This is a genomic window from Halorubrum tibetense (genome assembly GCF_055396225.1).
In genome coordinates this window covers 2,884,039-2,901,910 of record NZ_AP043742.1, presented here as the reverse complement: position 1 = coordinate 2,901,910, position 17,872 = coordinate 2,884,039, and the positions used below count along the sequence as shown (strand labels likewise).

General features: G+C 67.5%; 15 protein-coding genes. 6 read left to right on the top strand and 9 right to left on the bottom strand.

Annotated features, from left to right (window positions below; translation table 11 throughout):
* The first annotated feature begins 137 nt into the window (after positions 1 to 137).
* The 3 genes from guaB to ACZ5TV_RS14300 all read left to right on the top strand — a co-directional run bounded on the left by guaB (position 138) and on the right by ACZ5TV_RS14300 (position 4,467).
* Positions 138 to 1,625: an IMP dehydrogenase gene (guaB, locus tag ACZ5TV_RS14310; protein ID WP_379778687.1), complete on the top strand. Its 1,488-nt coding sequence runs from the start codon at positions 138 to 140 to the stop codon at positions 1,623 to 1,625.
* A gap of 164 nt (positions 1,626 to 1,789) precedes the next feature.
* The gene (locus tag ACZ5TV_RS14305) at positions 1,790 to 2,374 is read left to right on the top strand and encodes a HalX domain-containing protein (protein WP_379778689.1); all 585 of its coding nucleotides are present in this window, start codon (positions 1,790 to 1,792) and stop codon (positions 2,372 to 2,374) included.
* Between the two features lie 125 nt (positions 2,375 to 2,499).
* Positions 2,500 to 4,467: a DEAD/DEAH box helicase gene (locus ACZ5TV_RS14300; protein ID WP_464383938.1), complete on the top strand. Its 1,968-nt coding sequence runs from the start codon at positions 2,500 to 2,502 to the stop codon at positions 4,465 to 4,467.
* Positions 4,468 to 4,553: 86 nt separating this feature from the next.
* Here the strand turns inward: ACZ5TV_RS14300 and ACZ5TV_RS14295 are convergent, their stop codons facing one another.
* A complete protein-coding gene (locus ACZ5TV_RS14295; protein ID WP_379779461.1) occupies positions 4,554 to 5,621 on the bottom strand; it encodes a phytoene/squalene synthase family protein in 1,068 nt (355 codons plus the stop codon).
* 192 nt (positions 5,622 to 5,813) lie between these two features.
* On the opposite strand from ACZ5TV_RS14295, the gene ACZ5TV_RS14290 reads away from it, so the two are divergent.
* Entirely contained in the window at positions 5,814 to 6,959 is a 1,146-nt protein-coding gene (locus ACZ5TV_RS14290; protein WP_379779459.1) for an acyl-CoA dehydrogenase, read from the top strand.
* Between the two features lie 674 nt (positions 6,960 to 7,633).
* On the opposite strand, the gene ACZ5TV_RS14285 is transcribed toward ACZ5TV_RS14290, so the two are convergent.
* Positions 7,634 to 9,499, bottom strand: coding sequence for a PH domain-containing protein (locus ACZ5TV_RS14285; protein ID WP_379779457.1), 1,866 nt, complete (start codon positions 9,497 to 9,499; stop codon positions 7,634 to 7,636).
* The gene (locus ACZ5TV_RS14280; protein WP_379779455.1) at positions 9,496 to 9,960 is read right to left on the bottom strand and encodes a PH domain-containing protein; all 465 of its coding nucleotides are present in this window, start codon (positions 9,958 to 9,960) and stop codon (positions 9,496 to 9,498) included. Before ACZ5TV_RS14280 ends, ACZ5TV_RS14285 begins: the two co-directional genes overlap by 4 nt.
* A 197-nt stretch (positions 9,961 to 10,157) precedes the next feature.
* Here ACZ5TV_RS14280 and ACZ5TV_RS14275 point away from each other — a divergent pair, with 197 nt between their 5' ends.
* Positions 10,158 to 11,447: a Glu/Leu/Phe/Val family dehydrogenase gene (locus ACZ5TV_RS14275; protein WP_379779453.1), complete on the top strand. Its 1,290-nt coding sequence runs from the start codon at positions 10,158 to 10,160 to the stop codon at positions 11,445 to 11,447.
* Positions 11,448 to 11,525: 78 nt separating this feature from the next.
* Here the strand turns inward: ACZ5TV_RS14275 and ACZ5TV_RS14270 are convergent, their stop codons facing one another.
* Together ACZ5TV_RS14270 and ACZ5TV_RS14265 are read right to left on the bottom strand one after the other, a co-directional pair.
* Complete coding sequence (locus ACZ5TV_RS14270) at positions 11,526 to 12,209, bottom strand: YqjF family protein (RefSeq protein ID WP_379779451.1); 684 nt, start codon at positions 12,207 to 12,209, stop codon at positions 11,526 to 11,528.
* 105 nt (positions 12,210 to 12,314) lie between these two features.
* Positions 12,315 to 13,241, bottom strand: coding sequence for a cation diffusion facilitator family transporter (locus tag ACZ5TV_RS14265; RefSeq protein WP_379779449.1), 927 nt, complete (start codon positions 13,239 to 13,241; stop codon positions 12,315 to 12,317).
* 149 nt (positions 13,242 to 13,390) lie between these two features.
* On the opposite strand from ACZ5TV_RS14265, the gene ACZ5TV_RS14260 reads away from it, so the two are divergent.
* The gene (locus ACZ5TV_RS14260) at positions 13,391 to 14,797 is read left to right on the top strand and encodes a DUF7289 family protein (RefSeq protein ID WP_379779447.1); all 1,407 of its coding nucleotides are present in this window, start codon (positions 13,391 to 13,393) and stop codon (positions 14,795 to 14,797) included.
* A 95-nt stretch (positions 14,798 to 14,892) separates the two neighbouring features.
* Here the strand turns inward: ACZ5TV_RS14260 and ACZ5TV_RS14255 are convergent, their stop codons facing one another.
* Genes ACZ5TV_RS14255 through ACZ5TV_RS14240 form a run of 4 tightly spaced genes read right to left on the bottom strand, consistent with a single transcriptional unit; the run spans position 14,893 to position 17,870 of the window.
* Complete coding sequence (locus ACZ5TV_RS14255) at positions 14,893 to 15,693, bottom strand: DUF7289 family protein (RefSeq protein WP_379779445.1); 801 nt, start codon at positions 15,691 to 15,693, stop codon at positions 14,893 to 14,895.
* Complete coding sequence (locus ACZ5TV_RS14250; protein ID WP_379779443.1) at positions 15,690 to 16,181, bottom strand: DUF7266 family protein; 492 nt, start codon at positions 16,179 to 16,181, stop codon at positions 15,690 to 15,692. The genes ACZ5TV_RS14255 and ACZ5TV_RS14250 overlap by 4 nt, the downstream gene beginning before the upstream one ends.
* A gap of 52 nt (positions 16,182 to 16,233) precedes the next feature.
* Entirely contained in the window at positions 16,234 to 17,223 is a 990-nt protein-coding gene (locus tag ACZ5TV_RS14245) for a DUF7261 family protein (protein ID WP_464383937.1), read from the bottom strand.
* Entirely contained in the window at positions 17,211 to 17,870 is a 660-nt protein-coding gene (locus ACZ5TV_RS14240; RefSeq protein WP_379779439.1) for a DUF7288 family protein, read from the bottom strand. Before ACZ5TV_RS14240 ends, ACZ5TV_RS14245 begins: the two co-directional genes overlap by 13 nt.
* Positions 17,871 to 17,872 lie beyond the last annotated feature (2 nt).

Genomic DNA, 17,872 nt, shown 5'->3' with positions numbered 1-17,872 from the left:
CGATTCCCGTGGACCGCTCTGCTCGATCCGTTCGATATCGATCCACGAGAATGTATAACTAAGCGAACTGATTGATAATTAGGTGCACGTCCATGGCGACTCGCAACGTTTTTGATTGCCCCGTGACGACGGTTTATATGGCGACAGACTCCGATCCGTTTTCCTCGAAACTCGACGTGCCGGAAGCGCTGACCTTCGACGACGTGCTGCTGCGACCGAAGGAGAGCCGCGTCGAACCGGACGACGCTGATCTCTCCTCGCGGGTGTCACGGAACGTCGAGCTCACCGTTCCCGTGCTCTCGGCGGCGATGGACACCGTCACCGAGAGCGACCTCGCCATCGCGATGGCGCGCGAGGGTGGTCTCGGCGTTCTCCACCGGAACATGACCGTCGAGGAGACGGCTGCGGAGGTCGAACGCGTCAAACGAGCCCACGAGCTCGTCATCCGCCGCGAGAACGTCGTCACCGTCTCCCCGGACGACACGGTCCGGGAAGCCGATCGGCTGATGGAACGCGAGGGCGTCTCCGGGGCCCCGGTCGTCGACGACGGCGACGCCGTCCTCGGGATCATCTCGGGGACCGACATCCGTCCGTATCTGGAGGTTGGCGAGGAGGACGCGGTTCGCGAGGCGATGACGGACGAGGTGATCACCGCGCCCGAGTCGGTCAACGCCCGCGAGGCGCTCGAACTCATGTACGATCACAAGATCGAGCGCGTCCCGGTGGTCGCCGACGGGAACCGCCTCGTCGGGCTGGTGACGATGCAGGGCGTGCTCCAGCGCCGAGAGCACGAGGACGCCGCTCGCGACGAGGACGGCCGACTGCTCGCCGGCGTCGCAGTCGGTCCCTTCGAGGAGGAGCGGGCGGTCGCCGCCGACGAGGCCGGGGTAGACGTCCTGTTCATCGACTGTGCACACGCACACAACCTCAACGTCCTCGACTCCGCGAGGGCGATAAAAGGGACCGTCGACGCCGACGTCGTCGTCGGCAACGTCGGGACGCGGGAGGCGGCCGAGGCCGCCGTCGACTTCGCGGATGGGCTGAAAGTGGGTATCGGACCCGGCTCGATCTGTACCACACGGGTCGTCAGCGGCGCCGGGATGCCACAGATCACGGCCGTTTCGGAGGTCGCGGACGTCGCCGCCGATCACGACGTTCCAGTCATCGCCGACGGCGGGATCCGCTACTCCGGCGACGCGATCAAGGCGATCGCCGCGGGCGCGGACGCAGTGATGCTCGGGTCGTACTTCGCGGGGACCGAGGAGGCTCCCGGTCGCGTCATCACGATGCAAGGAAAGAAGTACAAACAGTACCGCGGGATGGGCTCCGTCGGGGCGATGAAATCCGGCGGCGGCGACCGGTACCTGAAAGACGATGACGACGACGAGGAGTTCGTCCCGGAAGGGGTCGAGGCGGCGACTCCGTACAAGGGGACGCTCGCGTCGGAGCTCCACCAGCTGACCGGCGGGATGCGCTCCGGGATGGGGTACGTCGGAGCGGACACGATCTCCGATGTCCACGAGCGTGCGGAGTTCGTCCGCGTCTCCTCTGCGGGCCAGACAGAGGGCCATCCCCACGACGTGATGATCACCGACGAGGCACCGAACTACAGCCCGAGCGAGTGATCGGGCGCCGAGCCCCTCGGTAAGGGATCGGGAGCTCGACTGGCACCTCGATCATGGCGGAGATCCGCTACGGTACACGGCTTCCGACCGCGACCGAAGAGGTATTTTAATATAGCACGCGGGGATACGAAACGTGTGAGCGATACTCGTCGCTCGGGTGACCCATGAGTGAACAACCGACCGTCCTCGTGGTGGAGGACGAACCCGATCTGGCCGACCTGTACGCCGCGTGGCTGGGCGACGACTATCAGGTCTACACCGCATACGGCGGCCAGGAAGCCCTCGAAACTCTCGACGACTTGGACGACGAAGTCGGCGCTATTCTCCTCGATAGACGGATGCCGGGGCTCTCGGGCGACGAGGTTCTCGCGGCGGTCCGCGAGCGCGGTATCGACTGCCGTGTCGCGATGGTGACGGCCGTCGAACCCGACTTCGACATCCTCGCGATGGGGTTCGACGACTACCTCGTCAAACCCGTCAGCAGCGACACCCTCCGTGACACCGTCGCGGGACTCCTCCGCCGCGGCGAGTACGACTCGGGCGTACAGGAGCTGTTCTCGTTGACCTCGAAGAAGGCGATGCTCGAGGCTGAAAAGAGCGCGAGCGAGCTCGCCGACAACGAGGAGTATCAGGAACTCTCGACGCGGATCGAGCGGCTCCGTTCGGATGTCGACGAGTCGCTTCACGCGGTCACGGAAGACGACGACGACTTCGAGGAACTGTTCCGGGAGTTCGACGCCGACGAGTAAGCGTTTCTCGCCTACCTCGGGCACGCGACGACTGACAACCCCCGATCACAGGCGTTGCCCGACCCACAGACTCTCCTCGACGCCCGGACACTATTTAAATACGGTCGCGCCGAACTCACGGTCGAATGCGTGTCTCCGATCTGCCGCTTCCAGGGCCGTTTGTCGACCACGTCGCCGAGGCGGGGATCCGCGAGCTCTACCCGCCCCAGGCGGCTGCCGTCGACGCCGGTATCTGCCGCGGTGCGAACGTCGTCGCCGCGATCCCGACCGCCTCGGGAAAGACGTTCATCGCCGAGTTGGCCCTGATGACGGCCGACGGGCCGGGGCTCTACGTCTGTCCGCTCCGGGCGCTCGCCCGCGAGAAGTACGAGACGTTCGCGGCACTACCGGGCGTCGACGCCGCCATCTCCACCGGGGACTTCGACGCGACCGGCGAGGAGCTGGCCGGACACGACGTGGTCGTCGCCACGAGCGAAAAGGTGGACTCCGCGATCCGGAACGGCGCGACGTGGGTGGACGACCTCGCCTGTGTCGTCGTCGACGAGGTCCATCTTCTCGACGCGGAACGACGGGGACCGACTCTCGAGGTCACACTCGCGACGCTCAGACGTCGGATATCCGACCTTCAAGTGGTCGCGCTCTCCGCGACCGTCGACAACCCGGAGGAGATCGCCGACTGGCTGGACGCGACGCTCGTCGAGTCGGAGTGGCGACCGGTCGACCTCCGCACCGGCGTCTGTGTCGGGGGCCATGTCGTCTTCGACGACGGGACGGAGCGGGACGTACCGGTCGACGCGAACGGCCGCGATGTGGACGACCCGAGCCAGGATCAGGGACCCGACGACACCGCGGTCACGGCAGCATTGGTGGCCGACACGGTCGCGGACGGCGGGCAGTGTCTGGCGTTCGTCCGGTCCCGAGCGGAGGCCGCCGCGCTCGCGGAGCATCTCGCGGACGCAGGGCTGGCCGAGGCGATGGGGATCGAGGACGACGCGGCACGGGTGGCCGCCGATGCGGCCGACATCGACGGGACGCTGACGGGTCGACAGCTCGCCGACTGTCTCCGGTCCGGCGTCGCGTTCCATCACGCGGGGCTCCGAGCGGGCCATCGGACGGTCGTCGAACGCGGGTTCCGCGAGCGTTCCATCGCCTGTATCTGTGCGACACCCACGCTCGCAGCGGGGGTCAACGTCCCCGCGAGACGCGTCGTCGTCCGCGATCAGCGGCGGTACACCGGCTCGTCGATGGAGTGGCTGCCGACACTCGAAGTGCACCAGATGTGCGGCCGTGCGGGTCGCCCCGGCCTCGATCCGCACGGCGAGGCGGTACTGGTGGGGGAGCCGGCGACGAGAGCGGAGCTGGTAGCGCGCTACGTCGAGGGCGACCCCGAAGCCGTCGAGTCAACGCTCGCCGACCCCGCGTCGCTGCGGACACACGTGCTCTCGGCGATCGCGACCGGGTTCGCGGGGACGGAAGCGGAGATCCTCGACGTGTTCGACGGGACGTTTTACGCGCGGGAGGCCGGTGCCGGCGGCCTGGCCGACGCGGTCGCCGTCGCCGTCGACGATCTCGTCGACGCCGGAATGGTCCGCCGCGAGACCGGGGGCGTCGACGCGTATCGGCTCGTTGCGACCCCGGTCGGCGAGACGACCTCCAGACAGTACGTCCGCCCGGAGACGGGCGAGCGGATCGTCGAGGGGCTCCACACGGCCGCCGAGATGGCGAGCGCGACGACGCTTACCGCGTTCGAGATCGTCTGTGACACCCCGGACATGCAGGACACGTATCTCGGGAACCGCGAGCGGGCCGAGATGTATAGCTTTGCCGACAACAATGCCGCCGCGCTGACGACCCGGATGGGCGAGGCCGACGACTTCGAGGGGTGGCTGGAGGCGGTGAAAACCGCGCGGATCCTCGACGAGTGGATCGGTGGCGCGACGGTGGAGGAGCTGGTCGAGGCGTACCGGATCGGGCCAGGGGACCTCGACTCGCGCGTCGAGCGGGCGGAGTGGCTGTTGAGCGCGGCCGAGGCGCTGGGTGACACGATCGAGGTGTCGGTGCCGGCAGTGCCGCGTGCGCGGTCACGGCTATAGCGGTACGGCTCCGAAGGCTGTGCGCTGGCAGTGCACCCTCGAAAGACGTTCCTACAGCGTCACCGCCCGAAAAGCGGGTTGCGGCGTTAGTCGGCCGGCTCGACGGCGCGGTGATACGGCGTTCTGGCGATCGTCTCGCGCAGCTCTGCGAGCGAGTCGCGTCCGGCGTCGCCCGCGACGGACATCACGGCAAACACTTCTTGTCTGGAGATCTTCACGCCCGCCTCCGTCAGCGCGTCCTCCGGACGGGAGCCGAGCTCGCGGAGCGTGCCCACGGCGAGCAGGTACGGTACCGTCCACGCCTCCATCGTGTTACCGTGGGACAGCGGCATCGTCTCCAAGTACGCCTGCGCGTCGTCAAGGAACGACCGAGCGTACTCGGCGGTACGGTTGACGACCCGCGCGGATGACTCGCGGTTCTCCGGATCGATCACGGCCTCCTGGTCGACGCCCTCCGCCTCCAGCCACTCGGCGGGGAGGTACACGTTGTTCTCCTCGGTGTAGTCGTCGTAGACGTCCTTCGAGACGTTCACGAGCTGTAAGAGGAGCCCGAACTCCTCGGCCGTCTCCCGGAGCTGTCGGGCGCGGTCGTCGCGGACGTCCCCCCGCGTGAGGAGGTTGGTGATGAGGTTCCCCACGGTGCCGGCGGCGTAGTAGCAGTACTGTTCGAGCTCGTCGCGGTCGTCGATCCGGAGGCCTCCTTCCGCGGCGTGGCGATCGAGGAACATCGCCATCCCGTCGACCATCTCGACGACGGGCGGGATGATAGCCTCCTGTGCGTCGGGATCGAGCTCGTTGAACGTCGCGACGACCGTTGGGGACTCGGCGACGACCTCCCAGTCGTCGTTCCGCTCGTCGGGGGCCGGGAGCCACTCGTCGACCTCCGTGCGGAACCGTTCGATCCCGACATCGGTCTCCGGGTCGATCGCCTGCTTGTACGTCTCGAGCACCGCGGTCTGTTCCTCGGGTGGGATGTGCCCTGCGTCCTCGACGGTATCGGCGACCCGACAAAGCAGGTACCCGAGACAGATCTGTGAGGCCATCGGTTCCTCCAACACGTCGACGGTCAGCGCGAAGGTACGGGACACCCCTTGGACCGCCTCGTGACACCACGGGAGGTCGGGCTCAGCGGGGTAGTGTTCTCGTCCGCTCATTCAGTTACCCGACCTTACGGTACGACCCATAAAAAAGCCTCGCGGCACGTGCCCGCATGTGATCGGTGAGGATCGCGGGTCGCTACCGGCGGATCTCGGGATGAGACACCGCCCCAGTCGTGCGATCGAGTCGACATCGACTGGTGCGCGACACGTGAAAACGGCTAAGTTCCCCGGACCGAACGAACGATCATGGACTTCACGCTCTCATCGGAGCAGGAGCAGATCCGCGACACCGTCGCGGAGTTCGTCGACGAGGAGGTCGTCCCGCGGGCCGCCGAGATCGACGAGGCCGACGAGTTCCCCGCCGACCTGATCGACGAAATGGCCGACCTCGGGTTGTTGGGGATGCCGTTCCCGATAGAGTACGGCGGGCCCGGACTCGACTACCACAGCTACGCGATCGGGCTATCGGAGATATCACGCGGCTCGGGCGGGCTCGGGACCGTCGTGGCCGCACACACGTCACTCGCCGGCAACATGGTGTACGCGTTCGGCGACGAGCGACAAAAGGAGACGTACCTCACCCCGCTGAACACCGGCGAGGACATCGGCGCGTTCGCGCTGTCGGAGGCGGAGGCCGGCTCGGACGTGCCCGCGATGTCGACGACGGCCGAACACGACGGCGACGGCTACGTCGTGAACGGCGGGAAGCTGTGGATATCGAACGGGTCCGTCGCGGACACGGTGACCGTGTTCGCGAAGACCGACCCCGAGGCGGGCCGGAAGGGGATCTCGTCGTTCGTCGTCCGACCCGAGGAGGACGACGGGTTCATCGTCGAGGGGACGGAGGACAAACTCGGCGACAAAGGGTGTCCGACGGCCGAGCTCCGGTTCGACGACATGTGGATCCCGGAAGACCGGCTCCTCGGCGACGAGGGCGACGGGTTCGTCCAAGCGCTCAAGACGTTAAACGGCGGACGGATCACCATCGCGGCGCGCTCGGTCGGGATCGCACAGGCCGCCCTCGACGCGGCCGTGGAGTACGCGACGGAGCGCGAGCAGTTCGGCGGGCCGATCGCCGACTTCCAGGCGATCCAGCACAAGCTCGCCGATATGGACACCAAGGTCCGGGCCGCGCGGCTACTGATGCACGAAGCGGCGGATCTGAAGGAGCGGGACGAGGGATTCATCAAGGAGGCCGCACAGGCGAAACTGTACGCCTCGGAGGTCTCCCGGGAGGTCGCCAACGAGGGGATCCAGATCCACGGTGGCTACGGGTACACCAAGGACTTCCCCGCCGAGCGGTTCTATCGCGACGCCAAACTCAACGAGATCTACGAGGGGACGAGCGAGGTGCTTCGGAACACGATCGCACAACAGCTGCTCGACGAGTGAGAGTCGGCATCAGCGACCATTGACATCCTCCCCGCACTGAAGCGCGAGGATTCCTTCGTGGGGCGTCGGGCCGTTCCGTCAGTCCCCGAAGGCAACTTCCTCACCTCGCGTGGTGAGTACCGGGTTCGTGCGCTACACGTCGGCCCTCGAAACGAGGGTATGGTGTATTCAACGTCCGAGATGGACGCGGTATCCGCTTGTGCCGTACCCGATACCGCTTGACCGAAGCGTCCGAATACCGGGCAACCGCCCACGGTTGGAACGGGGGCGGACACGGGTCGTGCCATCGACCGTACTCCGCCGACGAGGGCGGAGTGCAACCGCGAACGGGGCGTGTTTTGATGTGCTGTCACCCCCTCGTGTGCGCGGTCGTTGCCGACCGTCTCCAGTGACGGGTAGGGGTACTGTGAGGACGGCGGACGAACCTCAACCACGTACTCCCCACCGGGTTTGCCGGTAGTGGGCGTGGAACCGTCCGTATCAGCGGGAAGTGGCCCCGGTTCTTCCGATTGGGAGTTTACGCGAGTTGTCTTACCACATGATACGACGCCGGGATAGTTGATAATGTCGGTTGTGTAGGGTTTGTCGGCTTCATCCCCGCCCTGAAGGGCGAGGCTTTCGCCTCGTATTCTTCGTAAGGGTCGGCATCAGCGACGTGTGAGAGTCGGCGTCAGCTACCTCCCGGACTCGTCGTCGGAGGCCTCGCTGGAGGCGTCGCCGGAGGGATCCTCGGGTTCCGAATCGTCGGTGGCCGACTCGTCGCCGGAATTCTCCTGTGGACGGTGCGCCACGTCGGTGTCAGACGGGAACTGATCGACGGCGTACTCGCCCGTGTCGATACGCTCTGCGGGCTGTGAGTAGTCCCGCGTCGTCGTCGAGAAGTCCGGACGGACGACCCCGTCGTCGGGGAGATCGTCCACCGGATCATCTTGGGGTTCGCCCGTAGTCGACTCGTCGCCGTCGGCGTCGTCCGGTGCCGGTTCGACGCCGGCATCGTCTTCGACCGGCTCCTCGTCACTGGATTCGTCCCCGATCGCGTCCGCCGGCTCGTCGCTCCCGATATTCCCCTCGAACCACTCGAACGCGGTTCGCCGGGCCCGCCGGTCCGCGAGCGCGTCCCCCAGCCGGGCTCTGAGCTCGTCGCGGAGCGCGATCGCCTCCTCGGTGTCGAAGTCGATCGCGGCGGCGTCGCTCCCAACGAGCGATCCGGTTCCGGCGGTGTCCGCGACGATCGTCGCGACGTTCCAACGCCGCTGGAACACGGTCCGGCTGTCGATGACGTTCTGGATGCGGTAGTACGGGACCGCCTTCACTTCGCGACTCCAGAACCCGTTGCGGGTCAACAGGTGGTCCTCGCCCAGCCAGTAGCCGCGATGTTTCCACTTCAGGTGGGCCGCGGGCGGGACCGCGACGAGCAGCGCGAGCACCGCGTACCAGGGGAGATCAGGCGTAACGTACCAGTCGACCGCGAACGCGATCCCCGCCAGAACGCCGAGGACCATCGTGTAACGGAACACGTACCGCCACCGGATCCGCTTCGGCGGCCGGTTAAACTCGGGATCGCCGAACGACTCGACCTCGCGGGCCAGCTCGTACACGCGGTCAGTCGACGCGATGGGGACCGCCGCTTGGCTCCCGTAATCGCCGCCTTGTCCGGGCGCGTACCCCGCGGTTTCGATCGAGAGGCTTGCGTAGCCGAGCAGGCGTTTCGCCGGGTTGTCAGAGACCGTCAGGGTCTGTACCTTCTCCGTCGGGATCGAGCCGCTGTACCGGCGGAACAAGCCGCGCTCGTAGCGGAGCTCGTCGCCGGCGCGCGAGAGTCGGAACCCGTAGTAGTTCGAGAACGCCAGTCCCGCACCGATCACCCACGAAGCGAGGAAGAGGACGCCGACGGCGACGATCGCGAACGCGGTGAGCACCGCGGCCGACGCGTCGGGGAGGAACCCGGACAACACCGGGAACGAACCGGATCCGAGGAACGCGAGTAAGCCGATGAGCCGGCCGTCGAACGAGAGCGCGCCGACGAGGGCGAGCTCGCGCGGCGAGATCGCGAACAGGTCCTCCTCCGTCGGGCCGACCGGGTCGCCGTTCTCGTCGGTGTCGGCCGACGTCGACGCCGCGGACTTCCGGCGTTGGACCTCGCGCTGGAGCCGCGTGGCCTCTTCAGGGGTCACGAACCGGATCGACCCTTCGGTGCTCGAACCGCCAGCGGTCTCCAAGTCGACGGCGGCGACGCCGATCGCCCGCTGGATCACGCTGCGGCTGATGTCGACGTTCTGGATCCGCCGATAGGGGATCTCGCGTTCGCGCCGGGAGATCACCCCCGAGGAGATGTCTAACGTGTCCTCGGTGAGCTCGTACTCGAAGCGCCGGTAGTAGGCGACCTCGTAGCCGACGGAGACGAGCACGAGGGCGAGCGCGACCGCCCCGCCGACGAGTACACCCCACTCGTTGGCGGACGCGAGAAAGAACAGCAGGATAACGATCCCGAGGACTCGCTGAAGCGCACGGTACGGGATCGACTGCGGCGCGAGCTTCACACCGCGTCCTCCCCGTCGGCGCGGATCGCCAGTCGTTTCAGCTCCTCACGGAGGTCGCTGGCCCCGTCGGGGGTCAACCCGGGAATACGGACGTCCGCGCCGCGCGAGCCGGCGGTGTACACGACACAGGACGCCAACCCGACCCCGCGTTCGACCGGGCCGCGCCGGGAGTCGACGTGTTGGATACGCACGAGCGGCACGGTGGTTCTGACTTGCGTGATGACGCCGCGATCCAAGTAGAGGGCGTCCTCGCGGATCTCGTAGCTCCACCGGCGGTATCGGAGGACGGCGTGGATGACACCGAGGAGGGCGAACGTCACGCCGGCGACGGCCGGTACCCACCGTGGGAGGTAGCCGAGGTAGTGGGCGCCCGCGACGGGCACCGAGAGGAACAACGCGATGATGACGGCGCGTACGACCCACACGATCCGGACGCGTGGGTGTAGCCGCTGTGCCGTCATCGACGTTCCTCCGTCACGTGTGCGGGTCTCATACCGCTCCGTTGTCGACGGTCACTTATAAGATCCGGCGAAACGCTGGAGGAGCGGCACCCGACATGCGGCTCGGTCTTCGCCCCATCCGACGGGCGGCGTACCCCGTCGCGCCCCTCGCAATATTTGCGAAACCGATATCACCCGTCACCAGAGAGTGGCGGACGATGGCCGACGACCCGTTCGACAACATGCTCGCGCAGATGGACCGCGCCGCGGAGTACGCCGACGTCGACGAGGGCGTCTTCGAGCGGCTCAAACACCCGGAGCGGACGCTGAAAGTCACGCTCCCGGTCGAGCTCGAATCCGGCGAGGTGGAGGTGTTCGAGGGGTACCGCTGTCAGTACGACGGGGCCCGCGGTCCGTTCAAGGGTGGCGTTCGCTACCACCCCACGGTGACACAGGAGGAAGTGGAGGCGCTCGCCGGCTGGATGACGTGGAAAGCGGCGCTCGTCGACCTCCCGTACGGGGGCGCGAAGGGCGGCGTCATCTGCGAGCCCAAAGACCTCACGGAACGCGACCTCGAGCGGCTTACCCGCCGGTACACCGAGGGGATCCGGCGGATGATCGGGCCCGAGATCGACGTGCCCGCGCCGGACATGAACACGAACCCACAGACGATGGCGTGGATGATGGACACCTACTCGATGTACGAGGGGTACTCGGTCCCGCAGGTCGTCACCGGCAAGCCGCTCGAGATCGGCGGGACGCCGGGGCGCGTCGAGGCGACCGGTCGCGGCGTCTCGATCGTCACCGAGCGCCTCTTCGAGTACCTCGACCGCGAGCTCACTGACGCGACGGTCGCGATCCAGGGGTTCGGGAACGTCGGATCGAACGCGGCTCAGCTCCTCGACGAGATGGGTGCGACCGTCGTCGCGACCTCCGACGTGACCGGCGCGGCGTACGATCCCGACGGGCTCGACGTCGCGGCGCTCGCGGACCACGTCGGTGCCGGTGGCCTCATCGAGGAGTATACCGCCGGCGACACACGGAGCGAGCCGGAGCGTTCGCCCGAGGACGACGCGGAGCTCGTCACAAACGAGACGCTGTTGACGCTCGACGTGGACGTCCTCGTTCCAGCGGCGATCGAGGGCGTGATCACCGCCGACAACGTGGACGACCTGCGGGCGGGCGCGATCGTCGAGGCCGCAAATGGACCGACGACGGTGGCGGCCGACGAGGTGCTTTCCGGACGGGACGTCCCCGTCGTCCCCGACATCCTCGCGAACGCCGGCGGCGTCATCGTCTCGTATCTGGAGTGGGTACAGAACGCACAGGAGTTCTCCTGGCCGCTGGAGACGGTCAACGCGGAGCTGGAACGACGCATCGGCTCAGCGTTCGACGACACCATCGAGCGGTACGACGTGGGAGACGTCCCAGATCTCCGGACCGCGGCGTACACGCTGGCGTTGGAGCGAACCGCGAGCGCACACGAGTACCGCGGGCTGTTCCCCTGACTGCGGGAGCCCGGACCCGCCGGTCGATCGGAACCGATCGCCGGTCAACGTCGTCGACGGCCCGATTCCACCGGCCGGTCAGACCCGTCGGATCCGGTCCGCGGTCACGTCGATCGGGTCGGCGGCGTGGACGATCGGGTCCCCCTTCGGCCGATCGAAGCCGTTCGCCTCGAACAGCGTGTTGGTCCGTATTTCGGCGTCCGCCGGCCGAAGCGTCCACGGGTCGTGTCCGATCTCGCCGCAGTACAGCCGGTTCCCACGCGCGTAAAAGCGGTAGTTCTCCACGAGGAACGCCGCCAACGACCCGGGTTCGGGTGTGAACGGGTCGCCGGTCGGTTCGTACGTCGCGTCGAACGTCGCCGCGGGCGCGCCTCGATGCGTTCGATCGCTGGAGAACCGCACCGCCTCGCCATCACGAGTCACCTCCACCCGGGCTCGATAGTACGGGAGCGCGAAGAGTCGTCGTGCCACCGCAACCCCGAGGCGATCGGCCGCGTCAAGGTTGTAGAAGTAGACGCCCGGGCCGTTCGGCCCTTCGACGTAGGTCCTGAGGTTCAGCTCCGGAAAGGAGAGTCCGATCGGGGACCCACGGGGGCGGATATCCGCCATCACGAAGGGGACGACACCGAGATACGCGTCCCCGTCGTGCGTGTCGACCCGGAGCCTATCGGGAAGCGTGTCGGCGACGAGGGCGGGATCGACCGCCCAGTGGACGAACAGTCCGTCGCGCCACGTCATCTCCAACCAGCGACGACCGAACATACCGATCGTTGGGTCGTGAGCGGCATAACCCACACGCTGCCGGGTAATGGAGAGTCGTTTGCGTCCGTGCGGCTGGTCAGCCCTCACCGCGCCGACGCCGTGATCTCAGTCGGTCCCGGTCGGGGTCGACTCCTCCGCGTCCTTCCACTCGCCGACGCCGGACGGGTCGAGGTGCACGTGGACGTCCCCGATTCCCTCCAACGCCCGCAGCCGGGTGACGAGCTCGGTCTCGATGTCGTGGGCGTGTCGGAGCGTCATCTCGCCGTCGACCTCGACGTGGACTTCGACCTCCAGATCCGTCCCGTCGTAGAACACGCGAAGGTCGTGAACGCCGACCACTTCTGGATGTTCGCGGAGCGCACCGACCACCCGCTGACGGTCGCCCGCGGGCGGGGCCGCGCCAACGAGATACGTCACGTTCTCACGAGCGATGTTCACCCCTTGATACATCACGAGCAGGCTCACGAGCGCGCCCGCGACCGGGTCGAGCACCGGGACGTCGAACAGCGCGCCGAGCACCCCGACCATCGCGGCGAGCGACGTGTAGATGTCGTTCAGACAGTCGGTCGCGAGCGCGGCGAGCGCGGTCGATCCGAGATCCGTGTTCACTCGCGTCGTGTACCAGTAGAGCGCGTACATATCGGCGATCGCGAACAGCAGCGCCCCGATCAACACGGGGCTGGCGGAGACTTCAGGCACGCCGAACAGGCCGAGAGCCGACTCGCGCAGGAGAACGAGACCCAACAGGAAGATGATCGCCCCGACGAACAGCGCCGTCAGCGGTTCGATCCGCTGGTGGCCGTGCGGGTGTTCCGGGTCCGGGCCGTCGTACCGCGACCCACCCCACACGAACACGACGGCGCTGGCGACGAGGTCGGCGACGGAGTGGGCCGCGTCGGCAAGCAGCGCCACGCTCCCGAACGCGAGCCCGGCGGCCCCCTCGACGACGATCTTCGCGGTGTTCCCGACGACGTTCACCCCCGCAGCTCGACGGAACCGTCGTTTCTCGCCGAGCACTGGGGGGTCACTCATATCCGGAATCGACCGCGAGCGTTCTTAAGTGATGTGTCGCAGGGTCGCTCCACCAGCAATCGGTCGATGTCGCCGTTGGGCCGTGCAAGTGCTATCAGTCTCGATACTCGGCGGTCGACGTTTATATACTGTGACGACGAAGTGATCGTATGTTCCGCCGTGAGCGTGCCCAAAGCGAGGTCCTCGGGACGGTGTTCCTCCTGGGGATCACGATCGCCGCTGTGACGGTGACGGTGGCGACGGGCAGCGTCGCGCTCGCGGCAGTCACCGACGACGCGCGCTCCGCCGGCGTCGAGAACGGGATGTCACAGCTGACTTCGCAGGCGAGCCTGGTCGCGCTCGGCGAGACCGACGCCAAGCGGTTCGATCTCGGCGACGTCGACGGCGGCGACCTCCGGTTGGACGAGGAGGCCGGTCACGTCGAGATCCGGATCGAGGATCCGAACGGAACGGTCGCGAGCGAGTCGTTCGACCTCGGCACGCTGACGTACACCGGTGATAGTCGCCAGGTGGCCGTACAGGGCGGCGGCGTTTGGAGTCTGGAGGGTGATCGCGGTAGAATGGTGTCGCCGCCGGAGTACCACTACCGCGGGAGCACGCTCACGTTCCCGATCGTCCGGTTGACCGGCGACGACGCGGCACCGAACCGCGGGACCGGCGTCGTCCGCAAACAGGCCGTCGGCGAGCGGGTGTTCCCGAACGTGGACAACCCGCTCCAGAACGGGACCGTGATCGTCGAGATCGAGAGCGACTACTACGAGGGGTGGTACGACTTCTTCTCCCAGCGCGCCGACGGCGACGTGAGCAAGGACGACGAGAACCGGACTGCGACGGCTCGGCTGGTCGTGCCGGACGAGGTGTCACTCGACAAGCCGCTCGCGCTCGGCAGCGACGACACGGACATGGATATCCCGCTGCACGAGGACGAGTACGAGCTCGGGGCATCGAATCCGTCGCCGTCGGTCGTGATCGATGACCAGCTCGAACGCGGTGCGGACGAGGGGGCGGACATCACCGAGTGTTTGGGTGTCGACACCTGTACGGACGGTGTCTACTACAGCGACGGCGACTTCGACCTCACTGAAGATGTCGAGTTCAACACGACGGGAGGGGACATCGTTATCGCCATCGACGGGGATTTCGACAGCGGAGGAAGCGACCTCCAGATCGTCGATGAGACGGAACACGAGGTCCGGTACTACATCAACGGCGACTGGGACCTCAACAACCCGACGATAGGGACGATGGCGTCGTCAATCGACGCACAGCGGACCCAGTTCTACGTGAACGGTGGCGTCGCGGAGAACACTAACGGCATCGGGAACGCGGAGATCGACGCGATCATCTACGCGCCGAACGCGCACCTCGAAGCCAACGGGAACCCCACGCTCCGTGGCTCGTTCGTGTTCGACCGCGTCGACTTGGGTGGGAACTCCGAGATGGAGTACGATCCCGGCCTCGCCGGGATCCAGCTCACGATCACTGGCGGCCCCGGACAGAACCCGATCACGTATCTCCACGTGAGCGAGAACACGGTCGAGCTCCGGTTCGACTGACCGCCTCGGTCGACTGATCGCCCCGGTTCTCTGTTAGGTCACGCGTGAGCCATTCACGACGCGTCACCGACTGGAACCGTAGGTGCCGTAACAGGTCACCGACGGAACGAGACGTCGACCACGTACACCCGAATGTAGACGGCGTCGTCGTGTTCGAGACGCGCCGAAACGGAGGTCTCACCCGTCTCTACGACGGAGAACCCGCCTGTCCGCTCTAGGTACTCACCCCAGGCGTCCGCCCGCTGGGAGTCGATCCGGATCCGGATGTCCTCCACGTCGGCGGGGTCGACGTCCGACTCCGGATACTCGAACCACCGGAGCTCGGCGGTTTCGGTCGACACCTGCACGGTCCCGTCGCCGCGTACGGTGTCCGACCCGTCACCGAGACGGGTTCTGACGATCGGGAGCACCGTCTTCCCGTCCTCCGCGACGAACCGCGGACCGGAGCGGAACACCGTCGTGTCTCCCTGCGTCCGGAACCGGGCTCCCATGTCGTACCCGATCGTCGTGTCGTCCCGGGTGTACGTGATCGCGTTCGACGTTCGCGTCGTCACGTTCCCCACCGTGTTGTTCCCGGCGTCCAGCTGTTCGACGGTGACGGTCGTCGGCTCCGCGAGCGACATCGAACCCCCGCTGAGCCGGACCTCCGTCGCCCGGCTCGGGTCCTCGTAGCGCTGGATGTCACGGACGTTGTCGTCGAGCACGTCGAAGGCCCGCTCGACGTTTTCGACTCGCTCGGCGTCTTGGCGCTCCTCCAAACCCACGAACCCGATCGTGAACACGGCCGCGAGCGTCGCCGTCACCAACGCGAACACGAGCACGTAGCCGACCACGTCACTGACGGCCCGTTCGTCGGGAGAGTCCCCACCGGTTTCACCGAGGCGTCCACGAGTCATTGCTCTGTCACCTCGAGTGTCCCGTTCGCCGGGTCGTCAGGGTCCGCGTCGTACGCCATCCGGAGCGGACCGCCACGAAGGGTCGTTTCCGCCACGTCGACGCGAGCCGCGTGCGGGATCCGGACGCTGGCGGCCGGCCGGTCCGTCCGGACCGTCACCGCGTCTTGACCGACCTCGACGGTGTAGGGAACCCCGGCGACGCGTCTCGGCAGGTCGACCTCGATCTCGACGACGGCGGTTCCGTCCGCCGGATCGACTGCCGGATCGGTCCGCCCAGCCTCCGCCGCCCGAGCGAGCCGGTCGGTGTTCTCGAGGTTGGCGACGACCCCCTGCCCGACGACGGAGAGGTCCCCGCGGACCGCCCGGTCGGTCTGTGAGTCGAGCAGCCCGCCGACCCCGATGACGACGCCCGAGAGCAACACCGCGCCGATGGCGAGGGTCAACACGTACCCGACGGCCGTGCTCACCGCGCGCTCGTCGTCGGGCACGGACCTCCGACCGCGGGCCGGATCTCGGGTCGGACCTCGGGTCCCGCTACCCTCACGCATCGGGCTCACCCGGGGCGACCCGGAGGGTCGTCTCGAACCACAGCTCGGCGGTGCGATAGGTGAGGTCGACCGTGGCGTCGTACACCGCCCCAGCGGTGTCGGCGTCGTCGACGTCGGTGACGAGCTCGGTGTTCGTCGGCCGGACCGTCGCGCGTATCACGCCGTCGGCCGCGTCGCCGTTCCCGACTTCGAGCGTGTGTTCGTTCCCCGGGGCGAGTCGGTCCGACGGCCACAGGCCGACACACGGCTCTCCGTCCAGCCGCTCGCCGGTAACGTCGACCGACACGCGGTCGGCTCCCACCGGGTCGACAGTGCAGACGACGGCGGGGTCCTCGCCCCCGTCGCCGGCCGCGACGACGACATCGTCGGAGCCGTCGTCCCGATAGACGTACACCTCGCGGCGCTCGTTGCCCGCCGGATCGACGACGACGTGGAACGCCTCGTCGGCGGCGTCGCCGGCCGTCGAGCTCGCGAGCGAGTCGACTTCGAGGTCGAGGACGAACCCGCGCGTGCCGTCGATATTCCCTGCCACGGTGTACGACGTCGCGTTCGTCGCGTTCGCGAGCGAGGTGTCCTTGCCGGCGGTGTCGACGCGGTCGCCCCCGCTCGTGCGGCTGGCATCGGCGTCCAGCTGTACCGTAGCCCCGCGTCTGGCGTAGCTTCGACCGAGCCGCTCCTCGAGCTCGTCGATGTCGGCGAGAGCCGCGTCGGTCGGGGGATCCTCACCCTCGTGTGCCCGGTTCACCGCGTCGATCGTCTCGCCGACGCCCTCGACGGTGGCGGCCCGCACCTCCGTCGCCTCGCCGTCCGCCGCCTCGATCCCGCGGGTCGCGACGTTCTCGCTGTAGATGGTGGCGTTGAGCAGGACGACGAGCGCGACGAGCGACACCGCCATCACGAGGCCGGCGACCACCAGCAGCTGGCCGCGGTCCGACCCGCGGAAGCGCTCGCCGTCCGGGAGGTCGATGCTCACATGCGCCATACGACGATGCGCACCTCCAGATAGTTGTACGTCGGCCCGTCGCCGACGCCAGGGGCGTAGAAGCCGTCCGTTACGGGTGGGTCCGGTTCGACGTCCGAGAGCCGCCGGTCCTCGAACCCCGGCGCGGTCAGGGTCGTGTCGTTCGACACCGTCACCGTCCGGGTGGCCGTCACGGCGTTGTCGCTCGGCGACCCCATGTACACCATCCGCTGGCTGCGGAACGGTTTCTCGCCGTATGCGTGATCCCCGACGTGATACGTCACGTGGACGTTGAACGCGATCCGGGATTCGAGGAACGCCCGGTCTAGGGCCTCGCCGAACGCGTTCGGCGGCCCGCCCCCGGTGTGATACGTCAGGCCCTCTCGGGTCCCGGCGAACCCGGAGTCCCTCGACTCGTTGCCGGGATCCCAGTACAGCACCGCCTCGCGGAGGTCGCCGTTCGCGGCGCTCGTCTCGAGGAGGTCGGTCGCGGTCGCGCGCTGCTGGTTCTCGATGTGTTGGTTCGACGTGCTCGCGGACAACGGAGTCACCGCCGTCGCTTGGAGCGCGAACGTGAGCCCCGCGACGAGCAGGATCGCCGCCACGAACGCCTCCAGCGTGTGTGCCTGGCCGCGGTCGTCGCCTCCGAGGGTGATCGTTCGGGCCATCG